The organism is Sutcliffiella halmapala (genome assembly GCF_002019665.1).
GTDB classification, from domain to species: domain Bacteria; phylum Bacillota; class Bacilli; order Bacillales; family Bacillaceae_I; genus Sutcliffiella_A; species Sutcliffiella_A halmapala.
Genome location: NZ_KV917375.1, coordinates 2346104 through 2371856, shown reverse-complemented (window position 1 = coordinate 2371856; position 25753 = coordinate 2346104). Strand labels below are relative to the sequence as shown.

The following is a 25753-nucleotide window of genomic DNA, read 5'->3' as shown; positions in this document are numbered from 1 at the left end:
CTTTAATTGGCTACCAGCTTTTGAGCATGAATTTTTTGGGACCATTCCTCAAAGCAAGCTTGTAGCCCATTTTTAATCTTATATTCTCGTTCATCTTGCTCTGCTAGTTTTACCTCTAATTCTTTTACTAAATCTAATTGTCCAGTCATCGCAAGTTTCATTACTCGGTATTGAATGGTTGTGTAGCCTTTTACAAGTAATTCAATTTCATCGCACCATGCTTCAAACCATTCCTCAGAAAGTCCCAGCTCTTCCCAAAAATATGCGTAGGCATGCTCATAAGCGTATTTTCGAATAGCCAAAACTGGAAGTTGTTTAAGTGCATTCCCTAGTTCCGCTAACCTGTGTTGTTCCTTTCCTGATGTGTACAAATGTAGGATGGAGCGAACAGCTTCTGTCATCGGGTTAGAATCATGCTTTATACAAGTATTAAAATATGCTTCAATTGTTTCGGAGCTAGAGGGGACAAGATGATTTGCGTCAAAATAATATCCACCTTTCACAGCTGGGTTCCGAATTGCTGCTAGAATTTTTTCTTTAGGAAGAACTCCCTCCCAGCGGAAGTCTGGATCAAACATAAACCATTCCTCTTCCTTTTCTGTCGTTTCTAGCATACAATAGTGCGGAAATGGACTCTGATGAAATTTATTTTCTCTTTCTGGGAGCATAGATAGGTCAAGCATAACCATGATGTGTCGATGCTTCGGCTTATTATTGATAAGTTCTAACAAAACATTCACATTCTCTTCTTTGGATTGCTGCTCGTTATACCATTGGTTTATTTTGATTCCATAGAGTAACTCATACCAATTCTTGAAAAAATCATGAGAAATCTTTTCTGAATGATAAGTAAGTACCCCATTATCCAACACGTCAAAATCAGCATCCCATACGCCAAAATAATATGGTCGATGATCCACTCCCTCAGTTTTCTTAATTACTTCACATACACAACTGACGAAACAATGAACCTTTATCATGTTATCCCTCCAGCACAGCATTTTGCTGCAATTGTTCTAAAAAATCTGCTAGACTGCTAACCGTATGAAAGTCTTTAGGAACGAGCATTTCATCTGGAATCGTAAACCCTAAATCCAACTCTAAATGTAGAATAAGCTGAAGTAGCATAATCGAGTCCATATAAAGGTCTTCGTTTAATCGTGCTTCCTCCGTAAAGGATGAAAGCATTGGTAATGTTAACTTGTTTTTCATCACTTCAAAAATACTTGTTATTATTTCTTCTCTTGTTAAAGTCCCTTTCATAAAAGTACACCTCCGACCAACTTTCTACTAATCTTTCCATTCGGTAGTTTTGGTATTTCTTGCACCTGTATTAATTCATAAGGAATCTGATGAGGCGCCAGACGTTGTTTGCACCACTCTCTTAATTCCAGTTCTGAAACTATCTCATCAGCTATAAATTGTACACAAACCCGCTCTCCTGCAAAGACGTCTACCTTTTTATAGGCGACTGCTTCCGAAATTCTAGGCTCCTGCATTAAAACATCTTCTACTTCCTGAGGATACACATTAAGTCCTCCAACATTAATCATGTCATCCATTCTTCCTAAACAACATAAGACGCCATTTTCCGAAAAATAACCAAGATCTTTCGTATAAATTGTGTGCGTTCGAGAATGTATGACAATCTCACCTGGTTCACTTTCCGAGTTTCCAGCCTCTACCGATAAGTGAGGAAGTGGAAACCCCATTTGATTGGCATTATTTATCGCTGGGTGAATTGCCACACAACCTGCTTCTGAGCATCCATATTGTTGTAATACTACATTTGCTTTTTCCTTTAGTAGCTCAAGCCATAAAGCCGGTAACATCGTACCGGAAGTCATCACGGAGTCTAATTTTTCCTCTCTCTTTAAGAAACTTGCAATCAAATGTAGAAAAACAGGTGCAGCATAAAGGATGTGTCTTTCATGTTTTTTTGTCATTTTCAAGACATATTTAGGGTTTAAGTTACTGATAATAACCGGCTCATTTCCCCTTTCAATAGCTGAGAGGACCCCGCTAATCAATCCGTATGAATGTGTAATAGGACAAGCAATAATCGGAACTTTTTCCTTTTCTACAGGTAAACTGGCATTATAACTAGTTATTTCCTCTTCTATTGAACTCCACGGTCTCTCGATGCACTTAGGTGCCCCAGTCGTTCCCGAACTCATCTGAACAAGTACCCCTTCTTTTTCTTCACGATCATTAATCATTAATATTGGCGTGTTTAAAGATTGAAAAATAAGAAGATGACTAGCTGTATTGTGTGCATACCGAATAGCAGCATCCCTTGGAGTAGCTGGATGAATTGGAACCACGGAACCGCGATGCTTACGGATATAAAAGCAGAGTGCTAACCATTCAAATATGTTCTCCGTACAAATTGCAATTCTCTTTTTCTCGCAACCTACTAATAGTGGCATTTGCTCGAAATGAAGATACTGTTCTTCAAAATCCTGTTTTGTATAGTAGTGGTCGTTTATGTATAACACTTTTTAGCCACTCTCCTTCTAATCATTTATAAGTAAGCTATTTTGAATGAAATGACGATAATCTGATTGTCCCGGCTTTATTTTTTTTGTAAATAATGATTCTACTGCAATCTTTGAATTATCGGACTGTACTAATTTATGTCTCTCCACAAGTTCAGGAAACGCTTGTAGGTGCTTGTTAAGTATTTCTTGTACTTGTTTCCAGAAGCGTTCCTCTAAGTAGTGATAGTGTATTTCTAACAGATAAGAGAGCTCGCTTAAATGGAAGACAAACAAGGTATCCATTACTAACTCCCGTAATGCTTCTACTGAGGACATCCAATAATATTTATCATTAGGAGCGTTTAGATAATCAGTATGCAAGCTATTAAAATCCGGTAGTAGAGTTGGAGCAGAAAGAAAGCTCTCTGTATATTCCACACTTTCATGAAAATCTCGAAGTATTAATCGTGTCGGCCAACCATCTTCGTGCAAAAGCACCATGTTTTGAGCATGGGCCTCTACGCCAATACCATGTGCAATTAGTAAATGCCAAACAGGTAAGACAGCGACTTCTATAAATTGTACGAGCCACTTTTCTATTCCATATTTTTGCAACCAATCGTCGATGAATGGTTTACCATCTTGTTCCATTAAGGACAGGGCGTTAACCGGGACTGCCTCTTCCCCTTGCTTTAAAACTGCTCGAACACTTTCCCGCCAAATTACCGCCAACTGCCCTTGAATCGTAGGAGACTTAGTATCGACAATAGATCCTGCATACTCTTGTAATAACACTAGTCTATCTTGTAAAAAGGGATCAGTTTCTTGAACACGGCAAAGCCAAGTAGAAATTTCTGGCGCTGTACATACTGAATGCGGTTCAAAAATTCGTAAAGAAGAAGTGTTCACCATATTCATAGCAAGCTTTATATGTGATTTTCTCAAGTCTGTTTCATTCCACAAAGTGCGTACTGATTGAGTAGCCCGGTAGGAATCTCCCACACATCCTAAAAATAGGATAGATAGATCCAACGTATGCTGCTGGATGAAATTCTTCCATTGCCAAGGATGAACAGGGAACAATGTATGGATGGAAAAATCCCCCCCTTGTTCCTTTAGACGATTTATCAGTATTGAATATGTTTCTTCTCCTAATTCCTTTTTCCAAAATTCTATTTCGTTGCTCGGAAAGGAAGAACGAACTGTCGTTCTTGGAATCGCAATCCAACATAACTGAAAGGAGTAATTCGCTTCAGGTCCGTAATTTTCATGATCCGCCAAAGTAAAGCCTGTTCGTGCTTTATAACAAGGGTGGTAAGGATGACCTTCTGTTATAGCAGATTCAAGTTCTTCATAGGGAAGGTCCCTTCTTGTTGAAAGGATTGGCACATTTCTTTCGTTCCATTTACTCAAAAGAATGGTCTGCTGTAATTCCAATAACACTTTTGATCTAATATTTCCATCAGTGGTCAATTCTTCAATCAAATGATTCAAAGAGACATCTTGTGACGTGCCATCTTGATTGATTTTAAGAATACTCCTCTCCACTATTCGATAACGATCAAATGCTGTAATACGACCTTTACATTGAAAGGTATGTGTTCGCCCTTTTATTAGAAATATTGTACTTTCCTTCTCCTCAATTAGCTCAAAAGGGAGTAGCCTTTCAAACAGAATCGCCTCTACTAACTGTCTCTTTACACGCTCTTCAGTTTTACAATGGGAAAGCAGATGCATATTCTCTCTCCCTTCGCTCTTTTTGATAGACTTGATGTATTGGGTTTGGAATGAATGTGTATACTGCCTGTTCTAATTCAGCCATTAACTCATCAACATCGTGAAAGCGGGTTAATAAGTTACCTTTGCAAGCTAATTGTCCTTGCTCTAAAACACTTTGCACGAATTGTTTTCCAGCTCCTGTCAACTCTTCTGCCAACTTTCTTAATGTGGGAATCATCCAATTTATTAATTCTTCTTCTTCAATCAATTCATCCACTCCAAAACGATGAATCACCGAAAAAATGTGATTGATAAAGAGATAATAAGAAAAACGATTGGAAATCATATCCTCCTCATAAAATAATTCCGATGCTTGGCTCAAATCTACGCCAAACCCTTCTAAGTGTGAGTAATAAGAAGAAGCTAAATAATAGCCCTGGTTATCGCGGAAATAGTAAGCAGTTGGATAGCCTAGCGAAATGTCTACTAGACTGTTTTGCTGATGAGCCTCCAATGCCATTCCATGCTTATCATAAAGCCTAATCATTGGTTCTACTGCGCAATTCCAATAATGTTTAAACCATGTTACGCTAACTTCTTTTATCGGCCTTCCCGTTTCAAATGAAAGTTTTCTTATAATGTTTTTTAGCATAGAATCGTATCCAGGAAGTGCATCTTGTACAAGCGCTGCTATAGATATTATCCCTTTATCATCCCCAGCTTGAAACGGATTTGATCTAATGATTAGTTCAAAACCAGTCTCCACTCTATTAGGAAGTTGTACAGTCATAAATGCTGGATCATCTACTACTCGAAATTGTGGATATTCCTCTAAAAAGTCTATCTTTTGTAAAAGTTCGGCCATGACTACCCCAGCCTTTAATTCATGAAGTTTATTCACTCGAAGTGAGTTTGTAACCTTTACTGGAATAGAAAACTTTAACATCCATTTCTCCAAAGGATTGTACACTGCTCGTACCGACGAAGTGGCTGTATATGTTCTACCATGGAGTCCTAAGTTCTCGATTATACCTTGATCCATCGCTTGTTGAATGTATTCCTGTTGGAGCAACCATTCAGCTTGTAGTGGGTGCATAGGAATGAGCGTACCTGATTTGGTTTCTAAATTAGAGGCAGACTCCTTCACCATTTCCTTTATTATTTCTGTTGCTTTTTCTTTTAATATAGATGCTTCTTTTATGTAGGTTGAGTCTATTCGGAAATAATGAAGCTGAAAACTGCCACAAAGTTCAGGAGCATAACGATCATGTTGCCATGAAGCCATTCCTTGTCGGCTTTTTGGAGTCGGATGCATCCAATGTCCGAATAACAATGACTGCTCTGATTCAATAAAGGTACAATCAACTGCATATAATCTTTTTGCTTCATCTTGTCTTTTTTCAATATAGGTAGTCATGGAATGGTAACTCTCTATTAGTCGTAAGAGAAGTTCATCATAATGAGAAGCGAGCTCAGGGCAACCATTCTCTTTTGCCATTAAATGGAGCTCCTGAATTAATGAAATCATGACAAACAGTCGCTCCACTTCTACCCAATCTTGTTGCTGTTCGTCATTTTTAAGTGCTAAACCGAAAGTATGTCTTCCAACCAAGGATTTATATTCGACCTCTATCACAAATTTTAATTTTTGGTGAGGAAGGTTTAGTTCTACTATGTCGTTGCCCATTAGGATTACAGAAGGTCGTTGTTCTCTATACCATTTCTCTTTCTTTATCCAGTGAGCGCCATTTACTTCCCTTATGTAACTATTTAAAAACGCCTGAAAAGAAGCATTTTCTGCAATCTGTTTAGCGGAATGCCGCATGTTCCCACCCTTTCTCCTAAAATCTCCACTTTCATTGATAATGATTATCAATGAATAACAAAAAAATAAATGAACCCTAAGTGAAATTCATTCTCAATGATAACCATTATCAAATAATATGAACATGACCTTTTTTGTCATATCGCATGGACAAATGAACCCTTTGAGCAAATTGGTTATTTAGTCCTAATGCTCAAAGGGTTCTATTGTTCACGCTAATTTGTCAGATTGTTGGAAAAAGCTAACTAAGTTTTGAATCATATATTTTCTACCAAGCGGTCCCCACGGGTCCCACTCTGTACTATCAGGGATATATACTTCTTTATTTTGCACTGCTTTTAATTGGCTCCATGTTGCAGAATTCATCAATCTGCCAATATCGACTTTTTTACTCCAGAGTATTAGTAATTTGTCTGGGTTTAAAATAGCCAATTCCATTGGAGTAATGACTCGATAACCACTTTTCGGCAAACCAGGATGAGGTTCGAAGCCTAATGTTTGAAATAAAAGATCTAAACAAGCATGATCGGAATAGCCGTATAATCGAATTTCTTCAGGTCGAACCCATATCACTGCCCATCCACCAAGTCTTGTAATCGGACATAACTTTTCCTTGGCTTCATTTTCTAATTTCTGTATTTCTAGCTTAATTTGTTTTACCTTTTCTTCCTTCCCTACTAAGGAAGAAATATCTTCTAAGTAATCTTGCCAAGAACGTTGCAAGCTTAGAGAGTAAACATCTTCTCTATTTTCCCATGACAATGACTGTTCTTCCCCATGATGAAGGAATGTTTTAATTATACTATCCGGCTTTGTTTGTAATATTTCTTTTGGATCAAATGCTTTTTCGGCATTTAAAAGGAGTGTCCCTTCCAATTCCTTTTCCATATAAGACGGCACCCCATTTGATGCGGGAAATACAGATGGATACATTGGGGCAGCGACAGGCTGCACACCAAGTGCCAGAAGATGGTCCTGTAAAAATATCTGACTAACAATTGCTACACGTTCCTTCGCGCGCTTCACATAAATACTTGGGGCAACCCCCACTCTCTTTTTAAACATTCTACTAAAATAAAATTCATCTTGAATACCAAGCTGATAGGCTATATCCTTCAATGTCATTCCTTTATGTTGAATGATGAGCTCCTTTGCTCTTTTCATTCTTTTTTCTACGACATATTCCTTCGGTGTGAGACCAGTTTTCTTTTTAAAAGCTCTTGAAAAAGAAGTCGGGGTCATTCTGGCCATAGTTGCTAATTCTGAGACAGTTAAATTTCTTGTTATGTTTTGATCTAAGTATTGAATTGTTTCTTCTATATCATCTATTTCTTGGATATCGGTGAGCGTAGCCAAGAAACTCCAAATTTTAGCTTGAAACCTACATTGCCCTGAGAATGTTGTATTATCCTGTAAAAAAAGCAGTTCCTCTACCAGATGTTCCATTTTATTAGGATCGATATATGCTAATGATGTCTTAGTTAAATTTATTGTTGATGGGAAAGCTATGGTATATACTTTCAAAAACTCTTTGGATGTTGAGAGGAGAGTAGCTTCTTCTACCCAAATACTTTTTCCAGCTTTTAGTGCACGACTTACACTGTTTCTAGTAGAAAATAGTTCCCCTGTTCCGGCTGCTATGTATAATAAAGTTTGTTGGATGGAACATTTTTCGCCTTCTTCAAGTGTTGATGACGAAATATGGATGTTCTTCATTTAGGATCACCTTTTCTTTGGTTGCTATTAAACACTTATTATATATGATAATGATTATCAGTTTCAATAGTTAAATAGTAAGATAATGTAATTCAAGTTCGAAATAGGTGAAGGTCTCTATTAAATAGCTACCCTGTAATTATAAGGTGACCCATTTGAACGCCCTGTAGATTTCCGTGCCAGGCGTTCGCTTTCCGCGGGCGGTCTTGGGAGCCTCCTCGGCGCAAGCTTGCGCCTGTGGGGTCTCCCTTCGACTCGCATTCCCGCAGGAGTCTCTCGCCTTGCACTACAATCTACAGGGGAGGCGGGGATATTTAATCGTCCACTTTTTCATTTCATCATCTATGATGCGAATTTCTTTGCATAGGTATCTATTCTAAAAATTAGGATGACCTGTTATACTCACTGATGATTACAAGTTTTAGCAGGGTTCAAAATAAAAAAGCAGTGCGATGACTGCTTTGGGGGTTAATCTTTATCTTTGTAGCCGAAGTTAATATTCTTTCCATAAAATATTTCGTCCATTTCTGTTGTTAGCTTTTCTGTAATTTCATAGCGTTCTTTATCTTCAAGGGAATCTTTTGAAAATCCAAATAGGTAGTTGTTTAAGTCAAATTCTTTTAGCCTACATTTGGTATGAAAGATATTCTCTTGATATATATTCACATCAATCATATCATAGAGACTTTTCACTTCATCTGGTATGTAGTTTTGGATAGAGTTAATATCGTGGTCAATAAATAGCTTGTTTCCGTTTATATCACGGGTGAAGCCGCGAACCCGATAATCCATTGTCATAATATCTGTTTCAAAGGAATGAATTAAGTAATTTAATGCTTTTAGTGGTGAAATTTCGCCACAAGTAGAAACGTCTATATCCGCACGAAACGTACTAATTCCTTCTACCGGATGATATTCAGGATAAGTATGCACGGTGATGTGACTTTTATCTAGCTGGCACACAACGGAATCTGGTAGTGGCCCAGGTGATTCTTCATAAGTTCCAGTTGGTACCTCTACTACTGGCCCTTCTGATACTAGAACGGTTACACTTGCTCCCTGTGGTACATAATCTTGTTTAGCGACATTTAACACATGCGCTCCTATTAATTCAGCAACATTCGTTAAAATTTTTGTCAATCGTTCTGCATTATATTGCTCATCAATATAATCGATATATGCCTCGCGTTCTTCTTTTGTTTTTGTATAACACACATCGTACATATTAAAGCTTAATGATTTCGTTAGGTTATTGAATTCATGAAGTGTAATCCGTTGCTCTGGTGTAACTTCCATCTTAAGATCCCCCTTGTACAGATTTTTGTACTCCATTTCTACAGAAATCTTTTAATTATTTGGCTCTATTAAACACCGCTGTTGATTTCCGCACTAGGCTTCGCTTTCCGCGGGGCTTAGGAGAGCCTCCTCGGCTTTGCCTGTGGGGTCTCCACAAAACGCTACCTCCCGCAGGAGTCTTCGCCTTGTGCTCCAATCAACAGCTAGGGACCTAAAAATCAACACTGTCCTTTAACAGAGCCAATTATTTTTATAGTACCCTTTCCTTTTGTGAAAAAAACAATTATCTGTTTGGTTCTATATTCAAAAATGAACTTATCTCTTCTTTTCGCTCATCAAAAACTACTCTTCCTAATTGAATTAGGTCTTCCATACATGTAATGTCGTCAAAGGGAACCTCTTCTCCAAGTTCTTTGTTTAAGCGCAGATAATTATCTCCAAGCAAATGTTGACATTGATAGCTTACCGACTCAGAAGACAATTGCAAGGCTAAATCAAGTAGTTTTGGCGTTACTTTCATAAATGGCAACTGAAATGGAAGCCACTGTTTCACTCCCCAATATTTATTTTTTTGGATTGTGAAATCAATCTTTTGTAATCCTGTTCCGATTGACAGTATCTTCATTTCCTTTAAATCAACTTTGAAATATTCTAATGCTTCGGTTAGACATACTAATGAAGGGTTATTTGCCCACAATCCACCATCTATCGATAAATAGTGGTTATTAATATTGTTTGGGGGAAAATAGACAGGTGCTGAACAGGAGGATAACACCGCATCCCAAAGCTTGATTGTTAAATCCTTAGTATCTTTATTACCATAATTAGATCGATGAACAAATGGACGCCCATGTGTTACGTCCACAGCAGGAATCAACAAAGGCTTTGTGACATCAGCAAGGGAGCGTTCTCCAAATGCCTGATGAAAAAAACGACGTAAATATTTATCACTGTAAATACTTTTAAAAAGACCAACTTTTGCTTGTCTGTCGAAAATCTTCCCACCAAACTCTTTATAATTCTTTAATACTGATGTCATTTCTACTTTTATACTGACAGAGGAGGCGATAATTGATCCTGTACTTGTACCTGCTACCATATCAAATAGATCACCGATTGGTTTTTTATATTCATTTTCGATAGCTTGTAAAATGGCTACTGCAAACACGCCACGAATGCCACCACCATCTATACAAAGTATTTTCATTAGAGTCCACCTGATTTTTGTTTTACTTTATCTTCCCCATTCCTAAAACTACTTATGTGAGGTAAAAGTAAAAGAAAAATTTGTTTCGTTTTATTTTTCGCTACTGAGCAAGTTACGATTTTCTCCTTCTTCTAATGTAATTCCGTACTTTATTAAAGAAAATGATATTACACACCATAATAAGTATGTAAAAAATGAAGGAGTAAAAAAGAGTCCATTCCTTATATTGAAATAAGTTAAAAAGTAAGGAGAACCTTTCCAATATAGTTAAGATTATTCCCCAAAGAAGAATATAGAGAGAATTATTCGGTTTAAATCTCGAATAAAAATACAACGCAATAACAATAGTAGCTGGGTAAGCAAAGGTTTGCAAAATCACGTCAAATATTTCAGCATGCGCATGGTCCACCGTATCATACAAATCTATTGGATGATCTGCCAAAAGGGATTCCAACGTTGTACTGAGTAATAAGTTAAATAAATAAATGCTTCCTAATTCAAGCTTGCTTAATTCTGGTTGACGCTTCTGGAAGTAAACCAGAACAGTCAACACTAGAATCGTAATTATTATGGTGTAAACCTCATTCTCATCAAACTTCTTTGGTAAGATAGGGTCCATTACATTAGCAAACATCTCCTTCATGAGATCACTCTTTCATTGGCTAGCAATCGATTAAGAAACTTCATACCAGCAATTGAAATAAAAACAAGCAAGATGGCAAAGCATAAATCAATAGCTGGATACCAATTCTTTCCGCCTAATTCCAAAACACCTAGCAAAAGATAAAGTTTTTCACTCCCTAGCACGAATAGTACCCATAGGGCACTAGTAATCAAAGCAATAAGTCGTTTTCGAACGATAAAGAAAGACATAACTCCGATTAAAAGGACAGGTAAAATGATCCCGAAATGTAATTTCACGGTTAGTTTTGCCCAGCCACTATCCGCAATACTTATCCGATCATAAGGGGAAAATAATTTATAGTATGTGTTCTGGCAAATATACGAAGTAAATAGAAATATGAGAACTAACTGAAGGGGATCAAATCGCTTTTTCAGTGACCAGAGATAGAACAGTAAAATGATAGAAATAATTAAGGTAGTAAAAAAGAACCAGAACATAATTAGAACTCCTTCGTTATGTCATTTCTTACTAGTATAACTAAGGAGTTCTTTTTCATTCTTATTGTTAATGCTTAATACAAACGTAATTAAGTAAGGAAGATGCTCTTTGTTTCTGCTTTATCACTCTCCTGTTTTCCAGCTAAATGATCGATTCTTCCGTCCTTCATGTAATAAATTTGATCACATAAAGGGAGAATCGTTTCATCATGAGTCACGACAATTCCAGCCTTTTGATTTTTCTTAATTTCATTAGCTAAAAGGGACATGATTTCAAAGCTTCTGGAAGAATCAAGACTAGCTGTCGGTTCATCTGCTAGAATAATACTAGGATTATTAATAAGGGAACGTGCTATCGCTACTCGTTGTTTTTGACCTCCTGATAATTGGTGAGGAAAATGGAATTTTTTATGAAGAATACCCATCGACTCTAGCAATTCTGCAACATATAATTTATGCTGCTCCCAAGGCTTCTTCGCTAATTTTAGAACTAGTTTTAACTGTTCTTCCACTGTTAAATATGGGATAAGATTGGATTGTTGAAAGATAAATCCTATTTCATTTAATCTGATACGCGATTTTTCTATTTCATTATTTTGAGAAATCTGCTTCTTATTAATCCAGATTTCACCTTCATCAACACTCTGTAATAATCCAGCTATTGAAAGTAAGGTTGTCTTACCGGAGCCTGATGGACCAACGATCGCGATTAGATTCCCTCTTTCTACTTTTAATGATACCTTGTTTAAAACGGTTAGATTATGTTCTCCATCTTTAAATGACTTCGTTACATGATTTATTTCTAATAAAGTAGCATTCATTATTCCTTCCCTCCTAATGTAATAATGGGGTCAACCTTCACGATATTTATAACAGATACACCAGCACCAAATAACGCCACAATAAATAATAGAATTGTGTATACAGCAATTGTTTCTATTTCTAGAAGAAAAGGGATTTGTTTTGGTAAAATCATTTGAAACCCTGAGATAAACAGTAAAGCAGCTAAAATTCCAGTAAGAGATAGTAAAATCACTTGACTCAGAGTCGATTTAATTAGAAATCCATTACTTGCTCCAATTGCTTTTAATACGCCGAACTGTTGAACTTTTTGAATCGTTAATATATAGAAAAAAGCGGCTAAAATACAAGTGGAGATGATGAGTAGGAAGATAATCATCATCGATAATGACATTTGCTCTGCTGCGTTACCAGGGATATTTTGAATGACCTCCTCTTTTGTAACCCAATGAAGATTGGATGAATGCTTTAATACTTCTTCCATTGTTTTCGAATCGATATTATTTACTGCTATCGCATTATAGATAAGAGACTCTTGTCTCCCAAGCTCAGAATAATCTTCTAAAGCCATAAAAACTGTTGGGGTATGGCTATATTTCTGACTTTTTGTAAAACCAACAATAGTAAATTCTGCTTCTGACCTCGGTTCAATTAATGTATCACCAAGTTGAAAACCATCTTGTTTAAGAGAGGAATCCACGATGATTTGCATTGAATTTGACAATGATACCCCTTCCCCTATTTCAGGGAGAACCTTGCTCTCTTTATCTAATCCAATAATCGTTACATCAAAAGAAGTGTTATTCTTCTCACCTTCCATAGCAATTAATCGGAGGGAAAATGGTTCGAAAACAGGATTTTGTAGGAAATCCTTCCCTTCCGATTCTAAGATAGACGATCGATCTAAGCGTCCGTTTGAATCCATTGTCATTAAGTAATGCGTTGCTTCCATTTCTTCAATGAATGAAGAATTATCATGGGAAAGTCCTTTTGCTAATCCGCTAATGATAAAAATAAGGCTGGCGATTAGAAAGATAATGGTGAAGATTAGAACATATCTAGTTTTAAAAAATCGTATCTCCTTACTTGCTAATGAACCCATAAAAAAATCATCCTCCAAATGTTGATATTCAAAGTCTAAGCTCTGAATATGAACGGAGGATGAATAAGCTATTACATTTTTTTATCCGGTAAAATAACGGTGATGGTCGTCCCTTCGTTTAATTTTGATTGAATAGTTATGGTGCCACGGTGAAGTTCAACAATTTTCCTCACAATAGCTAACCCAAGTCCAGATCCCTCAACATTAGAAGATCGAGAGACATCAGCGCGATAAAAACGGTCAAATATTTTCCCCTTTTGTTCTGAAGTCAATCCTATTCCGGTATCTTTAAAGGTTACTTCTATAGAATCTTTTATAGTTTGGATGGCAATAGCTATACTACCCTCTTGTTTATTATACTTAATGGCATTACTTAATAAATTATCCCACATACTTAAGAGGAGGGAAGAGTCACCTTTAATAGTCACGTCTTTCAGTAAAAGTTGTATAGAGATTTCTTTTTCGGAAAGCTTCCATTGATATTTTTTCATTAATTCTTTTAGTTGTTGGGCAATATGCACTTCCTCTTCTATACGTAGCTCCTTCAATTGGTTTAAATTTGAAATAGTTAGTAACTGTGAAGTAAGACTCGATAACCGATCTGCTTCTTGTTGAATAACGGTTAAGTATTCCTCCTCTTCCTTTTTTAAAGATGCTTTTTCTAGCAAGCTAGCATACCCTTTAATATTTGATAAGGGAGATTGGATGTCATGTGAAATATTCGAAATAAATTCATTTCTCATATCATCTAGCTGAGCAAGTTGCTTGGACATATCTTGGAAACTAGACGCCAATTCTCCAATCTCATCCTTTCGATTAACAGATAAAACAACAGGATACTTACCAATTTGTACTAACTTTGTTGCCTTATTTAGCTTTGAAAGAGGATGAATGAGATATTTAGCTAAAGTAATTTCAAATATTAGACTGAAAACTACGGTTAGTGTTAATAACCAGGCAAAGAGAAAATGCATTTCATTAAATAATAATTTTAAGTTGGGGCGGAGAAACATTGCATATTTATTATCATTATGCTCGATTGCTACACCAATGCTATTCTTTGTTTCATTCGCAAAAAAACCTGTAACAAATGTATCCTTTGGAAATCGAGCCATCCCATGATAAATTTCACCATTCAAAACCGGCTCGATCACATCTGCTTGTAAATTATCTTTTCTAAAAGATGTACCATAAAAGACAGCTTCTCCATTCGTGTCCACAATCATCAATTGGTAACCAATGTTAGATAGTAACTCAAAATATTTAGCAAGTTCTAAATTGGTTTCTGTATTTATATACTGAGCAATATTTAATGAGATGTTTGTGTATTTTTCGTCATTTTGTGATTTCAATACATGCTGATAATAAGCATTCGACAGAAAGAAAGCCAATAAAGCACTTACTATCATAATAACTAAAGTAAAAAGGACAAATTTTGAATACAAAGATCTCATGATGAAAGAACCTCGAGAGAATAACCAACTCCTCGAATGGTTTTAAACGATACATCTTCCGTCAATTGTCTCATACGTTCACGTAATCGCTTAATATGAACATCTACAGTTCTTTCATTCCCTTCAAAATCTAAGCCCCAGATTTTCTGAATTAATTGTTCTCTTGTCAAAACACGATTTTGATTAGATGCTAGCACAAATAGAAGCTCAAACTCTTTTAAAGGGAGTAGTAAGGTTTGGTCTCCCACCTGTACTTCATAGCTTGCCTTATTTATTACAATAGATGAAATTTTTATTATTTGCTCAGATTCTTGGTTAGTTCGACGCAGTAAAGCCTTTATTCGAAACTGAAGTTCTTTTAATTCAAATGGCTTAATTAAATAATCATCCGTACCAACAGCAAATCCTCGTTCTTTATCTTGAAGCTGCGATTTAGCTGTCAGCATAATAACAGGCAAATCATAGACTTCTCTAATTTCTTTTGTAAGCTCGTATCCATTCATCTTCGGCATCATAATATCTACAATTGCTACGTTATAAATATTTCTACTGAGTAGCTGTAATGCTACTATTCCATTTTCAGCTTCCGCTGTCACATACCCATTTTCACCCAAAAAATTACAAATTAACTTTCTTGTATGCTTATCATCATCTACTACTAGGATATTAGTCATTTATAACACTCCTTCACGCTCTAATTCCTAGTAATATTTTGCCTTATTAAATTGTAAACATCAATTTTAATTGTGAATTGTAAATAATGTGTCGGAATTACTTTATATATTTTATTTTGGCTACCGTGAAAATCGAGCTAACTCTATACGGCCAGGGACATGGTTATATCGCAGAAGCTAGGGGAATTATTTTTCTTCCAGATTAAGTAGTATTTATGAAAGATAATATTGAGGATTACGAATTCTAATTTAATTATTATTGGAGAATAGCTGGTAATACGACTATTCTCCTTTTTTTCAAACCGCTGAATCAACATCATGTGCACTAACTTGATTCCTACCTCGTTCCTTGCTTAGGTAGAGGGCTTGATCTGCTTGTTCATAGTAATCTTCGAATCTTGTATTTTTTAGTGAAGAAATCGAAGCTACTCCTAATGAAATAGTAACTTTTTTATAGGGACTCCCTTTGTGGGGTATTCCAAGAGCCTCGATGTTCCTTCGGAGTTCTTCTGCAATTCTTAAAGATTCCTGTAAGCTTATTTGGGGAAGTACAATCGCAAATTCTTCTCCCCCAATACGGCTATAATAGCCATATTTGTTAGTATTGCTTTTAATTACATCACTTACCTTTTTTAAGCAAGCATCTCCTGCTCTATGGCCGTAAGCGTCGTTATACTGTTTAAACTTATCAATATCAATTAATATTAATTGAAAAGGAGTACCTGATTTCCTCATTTTTTTTATCGTTTCCTGAAAAAGTCTTCGGTTTCCAATCCCAGTTAGCGCATCAAGATTTGCTAATTTTTTTAATTGGCGGAATTTCACTTTGATAAGTTTATAGAATCTCAAAAAAATCATAATTGATAGCAACAAAACAAATAACGAAAAAATAAACATATACTTTGACAAATCTCTATAAAAGTCATTTTGGAAAGAAACATCACGCATTTTTTGTTCTACAGCAAGAATCCACCTATCATGTTCGTCTTGATAGTCATCCATATACATTTTGTTTCGATACCAATACTCTCTGGAATTAAATTGTGTGTATTCTTCGAGCTGAAACATCTCTTGTAATCTATTCTGGATTGGCTTTACCTTGAAATCATATAATTCCTGTAACTCAGGATAGTCTTGCATAATTTCTTTAATTGTTCCACTATTCTTAGAAACTATATTCCCACCTTCGTAATAAGCATTTAAGAAGGTTGTATCTGATGTAATCGAGTATCCTCTTATACCAGTTTGTTGGCTTATTAAACCCGTTAAAACATGATCGGATGCTCTAAGTGCTGGATATAATTTTTGATTAAGGGCTTGAGTACCTGCTTCCAATTTTAGGTTTGAGTAGTATTGTACTCCATTCGTAAAAATCAAAATGAACAATACTAACCAAATAAGACTTGATTTCATTCTATCTTATTCGCCCCTTGTAGAATTCAAATAGTGATAATGGTGAATATGAACATTCTTAATAAGCTAATGTTAAACTCCAACTGTTGAATACTTTAAATAGCATTTCGATAGAGTATTGTTCACCTTTATTTATTTCGTATACAATAATTTGCTTGATAAATTGCAATTCCTCTATATTTAATTCTCTATTGAAAATTGCTTGTAAGTGTTGAATGAGTTCTATATACCTTTCAGTAATCTCCAAAATACCACCTCGGAATCGTGTTCGAATATTTCACTAAAATAGATTCGCCAATTTTTGAGTATCCCCTTCTTTGGAACTATTTAACAAAGGATAATCTAGCTAATTTACTCGGTAAAGTATTTTTGTACTTCACTAATTTTCAATTTGGAGATAAACGCTTTTTTATTTGTTTGGGAAAAGTATGCTAAGTATGTTTCACCAGAAGCTTCAATACTACTTATTTTATTTAAATGAACTAAATATGACTTATGTGTTTTGAAAAAAATATTTGGTAATCGGCTGGATAGCTCTTTTAAAGATTCGCTAATTTCGTATCGTTCATTTTTCAAATGTAAAATGGTTTTCCGTGCCTCTTTTTCAAAAAATAAAATATCCTTTAACTGAATATACAACATAGCGTTATTAGATTTAAAAGAAACTTTATAATCGGAGGTTGGTAGTTCATTTAACGCATTTTGTTCAAAATCCATCATTTTTTTTGCTTTTTCTAAAGCTTGTAGAAGTCGAGTTCTTTCAATTGGTTTTATTACGTAATCAATAGCAGATACGTCAAAAGCCTCCACTGCAAAATCACTGTATCCAGTTGTGAAAATAACTTGCATAGGGTTAAGTCTTTTGAATTTTTTACATTCTTTGATCGCTTCAACACCTGATAATCCTGGCATGTTAATATCAACAAGTACAATATCTGGATCCGCCTGTTGCACGAGCTTTATGAATTCCAACCCACTTTGAGCATCACCAACCAATTCGTACTCCGGGAACAAGTCAATGAAATGCTTCAGTAACGTTCTGGATGAAAGATCATCATCGGCTATAACTATTTTGTATACTTTCATTGAGATCCCCCTCTATAAGCCTCTTTTTATACTTGTAATTGTTACTAGATGGATGGAGGATTTCGATATAATTAGAAGATTCCTTACGTTTAAGAATTATTGTTAATAGCTATTAAATTCTATTTCATTTTCCTTACTAAGTGAAGCTACAATTTTTTTCCAATCTGTTTGGAAAATATATTGTTTGTTCCCTATTTGAATGAAGGTGCCTTCCCTTACTAAATCAAATTGAATTACTTCATCCGAAGGAACTATAACTTTTGTTATAACCCCTCCAACAGAGCCTGATTCTTTAATAAATACTCCAAGTTTACCGAAAACTTCTCCGCCTCTTAAAATACCATTTATATGAACTTTTCCTTTAGCATAAATGTTGGAATTATAACAGCCCAGCCCAAATATTTCTATATTTCCATTACAGGATATGATGCTATTTAATACATAGCTTACTTGTAAGTTGCTTTCTTCGTTTGTCATTGCTTTATATTTATCTAATACTACTTGAATATCATTTGCTAAAATGATTAATTGCGGCATAGTGTGTAGGTCACTTTTCAAGGAGGTGAAGAAACTATTTTTTAATCTTCCGACAAGTGAAGTTAGCTCTTTATCTACCAAAAAAGCAGGTTTTTGACTTTGATTAAAAAGTTTACTACATAATTTCTTTAAGTCTAAACTGTGATGATCTACAAGATGGAGTATAAATTGAAAGATATTTATCGGTTGCTGGCTACTGAACTTATTAGTTTGAATGATTCTTTCTAGTGATTTTAACATCGTTACTAATTCTTGATTAATCCTGGAGAGAGTCTTAATCAACTCTGTAATTTCTTTAGGATTTTCTCCTACTATAATTGTACTACTTAAAATATTTTTATTTATAAATAAGGATTGCTTAGAAGAAATAGTAGAAAAATTCGCATTTCCAGAAACTCTTACAGAGCCGTCTGCCTCTACTTTCATACCATCTTCTACATTTCCGAATATCTCTATATCTCCTTTAAAATGAAGATTTCCAGTCTGTAATGTTACATCACCTTTATGTGTTAATTTCGATACAATAGATACTTTTACGAGTAAGCCATTTTGTTCAAGAAAAGGTCTTCCCGCTTCAGTGGCAACTAAAGTTTCACCATCACGTAATAACGCTACCCCGTTTCCTAATTTTAATTTTATTGGAAATGTGGGTTTGCAATGAATCGGTTGAAAAGTTACGCCAAGACCAGCAATTCCTGCTTTAGGCGGATGGACTTTAGCAATTACTTCTCCTATATTTACGGTTGGTATTTGCTTTACTTCTTTATAATTTATCAACCCATCTTCTTTTTCTAAAAAAGCTTTCTTTACTTTTGTTTCCACTAGCACCTCAATGCGTCCATTTTCACCTTCTGTTGGATCAGAACCTCTAGCAATGATAAATTCATCTTCTACTTTTGTATTTACTGCCTTAACAATTTCACTATAATCTATTCCATATTGAATATTTAATAAGTTTAATTTTGTCATAATTTCATCGATAGTGAGCGGATTGAAAGGTTCATTTACTTCATAAGTTTTAAGGGTGATATGATAACCTGGTTCCACATCTTCAAGCTTAAAGTATTTTCTTTCGCTTGGTTTAATGTATAAAACTACTCTATTTTTAGTACTATCTATGTTTACTTGCCAATTTACTTTAGGTGTCGGTGCACTATCTTTTATTGTGAAATGATCTGTTTTTGAAACCACGATAGTGCCTTCTACATGTTCTCCATTTTTCATGAGATTAATATTTTTATTTACTGTTATTGTAGGAAACTTATTATTAGCAGGACTACAATAAATGAGACCGTCTCTAACCCATACTTTCCCTTCAAGTTCATTTAAAATGAAAGATGGATCGAAGACCTCAATATTGTTGGGGAAAGAATTAAACAATTCATTCATTATTTTATTTTTCACTTCCGATTCTTTTGATGAAATTGGTGAATTTGTATCTAGATTTATTTTTTCGTTGTGCGTAGTTAATTGTGCTATAGAAAGTTGAACTAAAGAAACTAACTAAAGCTTTCTTTCTAAACGTTGTTTCTCACTAAATGTTTTCACGGTTATTTTTCCAGGAATGCCTATGATATAACCTTGGCCAATCGGGACTTGTAGATGCTTTGCTATTTCGAGGTCACTTTCAAACTCTAATCCTTCTAGTATTAATCCCATTCTTCCTTTGCAATACTTCACAAGGAGGGAAATAATAAGTTGCTTTTCTTTTGATTTTGATAAATCTTCTGCAAAATAGCGATCTAATTTCATATAATCTGGCTTAAATTCTACAATTTTTTGTATGGTTGCAGCGCCTTTACCAATATCATCTAAAGCAATAAAACAACCGCATTCTTTAATCGTATCAATTTTTTTCTTAAGTTTTTTTACATCCCATAAATGGTTTTCTTCAATTGCTTCGTTTAATTCGAAAACAATTCTTCCTTTAATTTGTGGAAACCTACAGACTAATCTTTTCAAAAATCCCTCAAATTTTGCATGTATTATAGTTGAAGGGAAAATATTAATGAAAATATGTTCAGTTTCTGTAAGGTGAAAAGGGAACATTTTTAGTGCGTGATGTATAGATAATGTATCAAGTTCAAACAATAGATTAAGAGATCTAGCCATCTGAAAGATATCTTCGATGATTAGTTCTGGGTATTCGGGAAAACGGATCAACGCTTCATACCCATAAATGCTTCCACTATTAATTTTAACGATAGGTTGATACAAATGTTCGACTTTCTTATTCTTAATTATCTGATATAAATCCATAATCATCCCTCCTTTTTTTGGAATATAATTGGTCGTTCTTTGATAATAAGTGTAACTTTAGACCTATATTTATGTCTAATTTTTATTAGGCATTTTAGACGCTCAAATAGGCATCAATCAAGCACCTTTCGACAATTCACTCCACTATTAATACTTTTTAAGACAATAAAATAGTAGGAGATTATGTCCACGAGGCTCCAGACGTTTTGCAAGAGTTGATAAAGTTTAACACAAATAATTTTCCCTTAAAGTTCGCATAGAAAAACGTTCACTTCATGAAGTGAACGTCAGATTAAATCAATTTTCCAAATAGTTTAATAGAGTGTTGATAAAAGAAGTAACATCTATCGGTTTAGTTATATAATCTGTAAAACCTAATGCTATTGCACTTTTTATATCTGAATTCATCGCGTCAGCACTAATAGCAATGATTGGTATACAAGTATCTTCTATTTCGCGAATTTCTTTTAAAATATCATAACCTGACATATCTGGCAGATTTAAGTCTAGTAAGATGAGATCGAATGTATTTTGCTTAAAGGCTTTCAAACCTGATTTCCCATCATTCTCAATGTGTAAATTTATTCCTTTTACTGGCTTGAATAAATATTGCATTAACTGGATATTTGCAGGATTATCTTCTACATAAAGAATGCGATAGTTTGCTTCTCCCCTTTTATTAACTAGCTGCTTTTGCTCTTTAGCTGACTTTATTATCATTGGGTGATTTACAATTGGTAAACGAATCCAAAACTCACTACCTACATCAATTTCACTAGTTACTCCAACTTCACCTTCCATTAAGGTTACCAATTGCTTTACTATTGATAATCCAATCCCAGTCCCTTCTGCAAAAGAGTTCAAATTAGATACACGGTAAAATGGATCAAAGATTTTCTGTGTTTCAATTGCTGGAATTCCGATTCCAGTATCTTTTACTCTAATATAAATATTTCTTTGATCTGAACTGCATGTTACAATGATTTTCCCATCTTTTGTATTATATTTAATCGCATTTTCTAATAGATTTAAGATTATTTGTTTAAGCCGTAATTCATCCGTAAACACGAAATAATGTTCAAATGCCTTAAGATGATATTCGATAGAAATCCCATTTTTGTTTGCTACTGGTTGTACCATCTTCACACATTCTTGCACTACCGACAACGCATTCACATTCTGCATCGACACTTTTATTTTTCCAGCTTCAATTTGTGAGAGGTCGAGAACTTCATTTATTAAATTTAGTAAGAGGCGACCACCTTTTAGAATTTCTTTTACAAATATATGCTGCTGATTTGATAGTCTCTCTTCTAGTTCTAATAATTGCGCGAAACCTAGCACTCCATTTAAAGGTGTTCTTAATTCGTGACTCATTTTTGATAAGAACTCTGTTTTCGCAATATTAGATTGTTCCGCCTCTTCTTTTTCAGTCAAGATTCTTGCCTCTTTTAGTTTACGTTCTGTAATATCCTCGACAGTCCAAAAATGTGCCTTTATGTCATCTTCTAAAAAGAAGGGAATATATTTAATTTTGAAAATTCTATCATCTTTTGTTTCAAACTCTACTTTTTTATAGCTTTTTTTAATTAACATCTCTGAAATTATACTTTCTACATGACTTGGCTCTTTAAATAACTTAGTATAATAACGTTGACCATTCTTTTTCATTTCTTTGCCTGAGTTATGTTTTATATTGAATAGTTTAAACAGGTATTCATTTGAAAATACGACATTATAGTCATTGTCTACAATTATGATCCCTATAGGGAGTTGTTGTAATAATGTACTATTAAGTAAAGATTCTTCTTCTAGTCTTTTTTCATGGTTCTTTTGAAGCGTAATGTCTTTCATTGTTATCAAGACTTTTCTAGTATTTTCTTTGAAATCTATTTCATTTTTTAATAGCATTGTATTTACCGATAGCCAGGTTATCTTTTTATTCTTTTTGATGCCTATTATTTGATCCTTTATTGCTTCCCCAGTTTTCATGGTATTCATGTATGGATATCGGTCTTTCGACATCATTCTGCCGTCATCATCAATATATTCAATGTTATGGAAACTAAAATTAAATTCATTAACATTATTGTAATTAAACCATAGATATTCAAATGCCCTATCATTTAAATAGATAAACTCTCCATCTTCACTATAGATGGCAATAGCTTCAGACATTGTATGGAATATATCTTGATACAAATTTTTTTCTCTCTTAAGCGCATTCTCAGCTTGCTTTCTTTCAGAAATATCCACACATGAACCAATTATTTCTACAACTTCATCATTTACAAATATAGGACTTATTCTGACAAAACAATCGATATCAATTATCTTAGTTTCAAACCAGACAACCTCACCAGCCCAGCTTCTTTTATAATAATCAATATGCTCATTTGCTACTTCCTCAGGTAAAAGCTCGTATAATTCTTTTCCTACTACCATCTCCGGGGTTAGTCCCAATTTGTATAAAAGTTCACCATCACAAATAGTGTGTATAAACGTCTCACCTATTCTAATGGCTTTCATCGTTATCCCTTGCTGTTGTCTAATTGTATCTGACAATTCTTTTTGGAGCTTTAGAGTATTTACTTGAGATTTCTTAATATCAGTAATATCCCTTCCGACAACATAAAGTCCATTAACTTCGTTTTCAAGTATGATAGGTACAATTGTTAATTTAAATGGGATTTGTTTTTTTTTAGAAGATAACATTTCAATTTCTATATCCAAGGAAATTCCTTTATGTGCTTCAATTAGTTTATTTTTCAACTCTATTTTGTTTTTTTCTGAAATTAACGATAAAAATGGTTTTTGCAGAATCTCTTTCTGAGAATATCCTAAAATTTCAGTGCCTATCGGATTCATTTTTGTGATTAAGTTTTGATTATCTATGAATAGAATGGGAGAGGGGTGCCGCTCAATTAGTGATTGAAGATGAACATCTGTGATTGATTTTAGTTTTTCTGCGCTCTTCTTATCCATGTACACCATAAAAATATTAACAAGAAAAAGGAAAATTGTGGCTATTCCAAGAACATAAGCTAACAGATCTCTTGTAATTTCCCCTGGGATAAAAAAAAGGAAACTATCATTATCATCATGAAACATTTCATTATGCATTTCATTCGTTCCCATCATTGCAGCATAATGCATGAAAGTAGTTCCTATACCTAAAACAAAGGCAATAAATATTTTATATTTGCCCTTATCCTTACTAATCGGAATTTTCCAATACTTTGATAAAGATAAAGTGATCCACGTGGTAATAAAAATTATAATAAAAGACACGATAAAGTGTTCAAAATCAATATTTTTATATATAAACAGATGTCGAAACATCATTCCAAAATAATGCATCCCTAATATGCATACTCCAAATAAAATACTATTCAAAATTTGCATTTTCCAACTATAGTCACTTCTTATAATACTATTCAAAAGCTGATAAGAAGAAAGAATAGCAAAAACTAAGGAAATTATAATAATCAATCCATTAAATTTTATTAATAAATGACTATGAGTAGCTAGCATTCCCACATAATGCATCGTCCAAATTCCTATACCAATAATAACAGACGCTCCGAAAATAAGTTTATTATTAATAGGTTTTGTAGACTTTGAGATAATTTCCAGACCGTTAAAATAGGCAATTATCACGATGATTGCCGAAAGGATGACCAATTTAAAATTAAATCCACTTAATATTTCTAACATATTATTCCCCTTAAAAATGTTTTTTGCTTATAAATCATTTTCTTTATTTTGGAGTCTTATGAAGTAGGCAATTCATGTAAATTCCATAAATTACATGCCGTATGGGCAGAAAAAGAGACATTTCATTCACTTTAATCAATGTTCTATTGGAAAATAGGTAAAATAAACCTAGGATATTAAAAGGAGAATCCAATAGAATGAATAAATGTACAATAGAAAAAGAGATTGAGCAGTGTCGAAAAAAAATGATCGAATGTGCAAGTAAACACGGTTTGTCTGCTTCAATCACTGTTGACTGTAGTCAGCGATTAGATAAATTACTAAATTTACGAGAACAGTATAAGAATATTAACAAATAAAAACTACAGCTTCTTTACATAAGCTGCAGCTGCATAAATACACTTATAGTATAATCGTTAACTATAAAACAAATAAGAGGAAATTTTCGCTTTAACCTCGTTAATTTTTAGTTTGGAGATATTTGCTTTGAACTCATAATCTTGGAATTGAACTATAAATGTTTCACCATGAGGTTTAATATGAGTGATTTTTTTTGTATTAATTACGTATGATCGATGTCCTTGAATAAATACATTATTTTCTAGTTTTTTTACGATATCACTAATATTTTCGTTAGTTTCATAAATTTTATTAGTCGTATGAACATAACATTTCTTTCCTTTTTTTTCAATAAAAAGAATATCACTATAAGGGATATAGAAAATGATGTTTTGGTATTTTAGTTGTAAACTTTTATCTTTCTCTTCTATCTCTATTTTTATTTCCTTATTATCATACATAATTCGCTTTCTAGCCTTTTCCATCGCTTGGTAAAAACGATTTCTTTCTAGCGGTTTTATTATGTAATCAATAGCCTGTAGTTGAAAGGCTCTTAATGCAAATTCATTATATTTGGTAATAAAGATACATTTTAATTTAGGATAAAATAATAAACATTCTTTTATAACATCCATCCCATCTTTATTAGACAACAACGTTTCACTTATGATTAAATCTGGTTTTTTCAGTATAATTTGCCCAACTAAATCTTCAATATTTTTTTTACAGATTACAGTAATTTCAATATTCGTAAAAAACTTTAGGTATTCTACGATAGTTTTTACATCATTTTCATTTTCATCGACAACCAGTACTTTCATTTCAACCATTACAAAATTTACCCCTTTGTTACACTATTTAATACGAATTTACTGAAGAAATTATAAATTCTACTCTTATTTTAGATAGGTATATTAATTACTCTATTGTTTATATAGGACATGTATAATATTGTCAAGATGAAAAATCAAAAAAATAGCATGTTTTTCCATCAAAACAAATATTA

At 34.1% G+C, this 25753-nt stretch carries 20 protein-coding genes and 1 pseudogene; 1 reads left to right on the top strand and 20 read right to left on the bottom strand.

Annotated elements, in window-relative coordinates; genetic code table 11:
* Positions 1–2 precede the first annotated feature (2 nt).
* The 19 genes from BK580_RS11555 to BK580_RS11460 all read right to left on the bottom strand — a co-directional run bounded on the left by BK580_RS11555 (position 3) and on the right by BK580_RS11460 (position 24408).
* Positions 3–980: a DUF6005 family protein gene (locus BK580_RS11555; RefSeq protein ID WP_078380471.1), complete on the bottom strand. Its 978-nt coding sequence runs from the start codon at positions 978–980 to the stop codon at positions 3–5.
* Position 981: 1 nt separating this feature from the next.
* Positions 982–1263: a petrobactin biosynthesis protein AsbD gene (gene asbD, locus BK580_RS11550; RefSeq protein WP_078380470.1), complete on the bottom strand. Its 282-nt coding sequence runs from the start codon at positions 1261–1263 to the stop codon at positions 982–984.
* Entirely contained in the window at positions 1260–2498 is a 1239-nt protein-coding gene (locus tag BK580_RS11545) for an AMP-binding protein (protein ID WP_078380469.1), read from the bottom strand. Before BK580_RS11545 ends, asbD begins: the two co-directional genes overlap by 4 nt.
* A gap of 18 nt (positions 2499–2516) precedes the next feature.
* Positions 2517–4217 (bottom strand): IucA/IucC family protein, encoded by a 1701-nt coding sequence (locus BK580_RS11540; protein ID WP_078380468.1) that lies wholly within the window; start codon positions 4215–4217, stop codon positions 2517–2519.
* On the bottom strand, positions 4195–6024 hold the full coding sequence (locus BK580_RS11535; RefSeq protein ID WP_078380467.1) for an IucA/IucC family protein: 1830 nt from the start codon (positions 6022–6024) through the stop codon (positions 4195–4197). The genes BK580_RS11540 and BK580_RS11535 overlap by 23 nt, the downstream gene beginning before the upstream one ends.
* Positions 6025–6234: 210 nt before the next feature.
* Positions 6235–7740: an AraC family transcriptional regulator gene (locus BK580_RS11530; protein ID WP_078380466.1), complete on the bottom strand. Its 1506-nt coding sequence runs from the start codon at positions 7738–7740 to the stop codon at positions 6235–6237.
* A 468-nt stretch (positions 7741–8208) separates the two neighbouring features.
* Entirely contained in the window at positions 8209–9036 is an 828-nt protein-coding gene (gene speD, locus BK580_RS11525) for an adenosylmethionine decarboxylase (protein ID WP_078380465.1), read from the bottom strand.
* Positions 9037–9319: 283 nt separating this feature from the next.
* Entirely contained in the window at positions 9320–10243 is a 924-nt protein-coding gene (locus BK580_RS11520) for a CBASS cGAMP-activated phospholipase (RefSeq protein ID WP_078380464.1), read from the bottom strand.
* Positions 10244–10355: 112 nt separating this feature from the next.
* Positions 10356–10886 (bottom strand): CBO0543 family protein, encoded by a 531-nt coding sequence (locus BK580_RS11515; protein WP_078380463.1) that lies wholly within the window; start codon positions 10884–10886, stop codon positions 10356–10358.
* The gene (locus tag BK580_RS11510; protein WP_078380462.1) at positions 10883–11365 is read right to left on the bottom strand and encodes a hypothetical protein; all 483 of its coding nucleotides are present in this window, start codon (positions 11363–11365) and stop codon (positions 10883–10885) included. Before BK580_RS11510 ends, BK580_RS11515 begins: the two co-directional genes overlap by 4 nt.
* 89 nt (positions 11366–11454) lie before the next feature.
* The gene (locus BK580_RS11505) at positions 11455–12186 is read right to left on the bottom strand and encodes an ABC transporter ATP-binding protein (RefSeq protein ID WP_078380461.1); all 732 of its coding nucleotides are present in this window, start codon (positions 12184–12186) and stop codon (positions 11455–11457) included.
* A complete protein-coding gene (locus tag BK580_RS11500) occupies positions 12186–13268 on the bottom strand; it encodes an ABC transporter permease (protein WP_078380460.1) in 1083 nt (360 codons plus the stop codon). Before BK580_RS11500 ends, BK580_RS11505 begins: the two co-directional genes overlap by 1 nt.
* Positions 13269–13339: 71 nt before the next feature.
* Positions 13340–14722, bottom strand: coding sequence for a sensor histidine kinase (locus BK580_RS11495; RefSeq protein WP_078380459.1), 1383 nt, complete (start codon positions 14720–14722; stop codon positions 13340–13342).
* Entirely contained in the window at positions 14719–15396 is a 678-nt protein-coding gene (locus BK580_RS11490; protein WP_078380458.1) for a response regulator transcription factor, read from the bottom strand. Before BK580_RS11490 ends, BK580_RS11495 begins: the two co-directional genes overlap by 4 nt.
* A gap of 297 nt (positions 15397–15693) precedes the next feature.
* Positions 15694–16809 carry a sensor domain-containing diguanylate cyclase gene (locus tag BK580_RS11485; RefSeq protein ID WP_078380457.1) on the bottom strand — a complete coding sequence of 372 codons (1116 nt, stop codon included), beginning with the start codon at positions 16807–16809 and terminating at the stop codon, positions 15694–15696.
* A 351-nt stretch (positions 16810–17160) separates the two neighbouring features.
* On the bottom strand, positions 17161–17895 hold the full coding sequence (locus BK580_RS11475; protein ID WP_078380455.1) for a LytR/AlgR family response regulator transcription factor: 735 nt from the start codon (positions 17893–17895) through the stop codon (positions 17161–17163).
* Between the two features lie 102 nt (positions 17896–17997).
* Positions 17998–19836, bottom strand: coding sequence for a flagellar assembly protein A (locus BK580_RS11470; RefSeq protein ID WP_139364880.1), 1839 nt, complete (start codon positions 19834–19836; stop codon positions 17998–18000).
* 99 nt (positions 19837–19935) lie between these two features.
* On the bottom strand, positions 19936–20691 hold the full coding sequence (locus tag BK580_RS11465; RefSeq protein ID WP_078380453.1) for an EAL domain-containing protein: 756 nt from the start codon (positions 20689–20691) through the stop codon (positions 19936–19938).
* Positions 20692–20988: 297 nt separating this feature from the next.
* Positions 20989–24408 carry an ATP-binding protein gene (locus BK580_RS11460; RefSeq protein WP_078380452.1) on the bottom strand — a complete coding sequence of 1140 codons (3420 nt, stop codon included), beginning with the start codon at positions 24406–24408 and terminating at the stop codon, positions 20989–20991.
* A gap of 197 nt (positions 24409–24605) precedes the next feature.
* On the opposite strand from BK580_RS11460, the pseudogene BK580_RS11455 reads away from it, so the two are divergent.
* Positions 24606–24737: pseudogene (locus BK580_RS11455) on the top strand (aspartyl-phosphate phosphatase Spo0E family protein); the annotation flags it as partial.
* Between the two features lie 87 nt (positions 24738–24824).
* Here the strand turns inward: BK580_RS11455 and BK580_RS11450 are convergent.
* Entirely contained in the window at positions 24825–25577 is a 753-nt protein-coding gene (locus BK580_RS11450) for a LytR/AlgR family response regulator transcription factor (RefSeq protein ID WP_078380450.1), read from the bottom strand.
* Between the last annotated feature and the right edge of the window lie 176 nt (positions 25578–25753).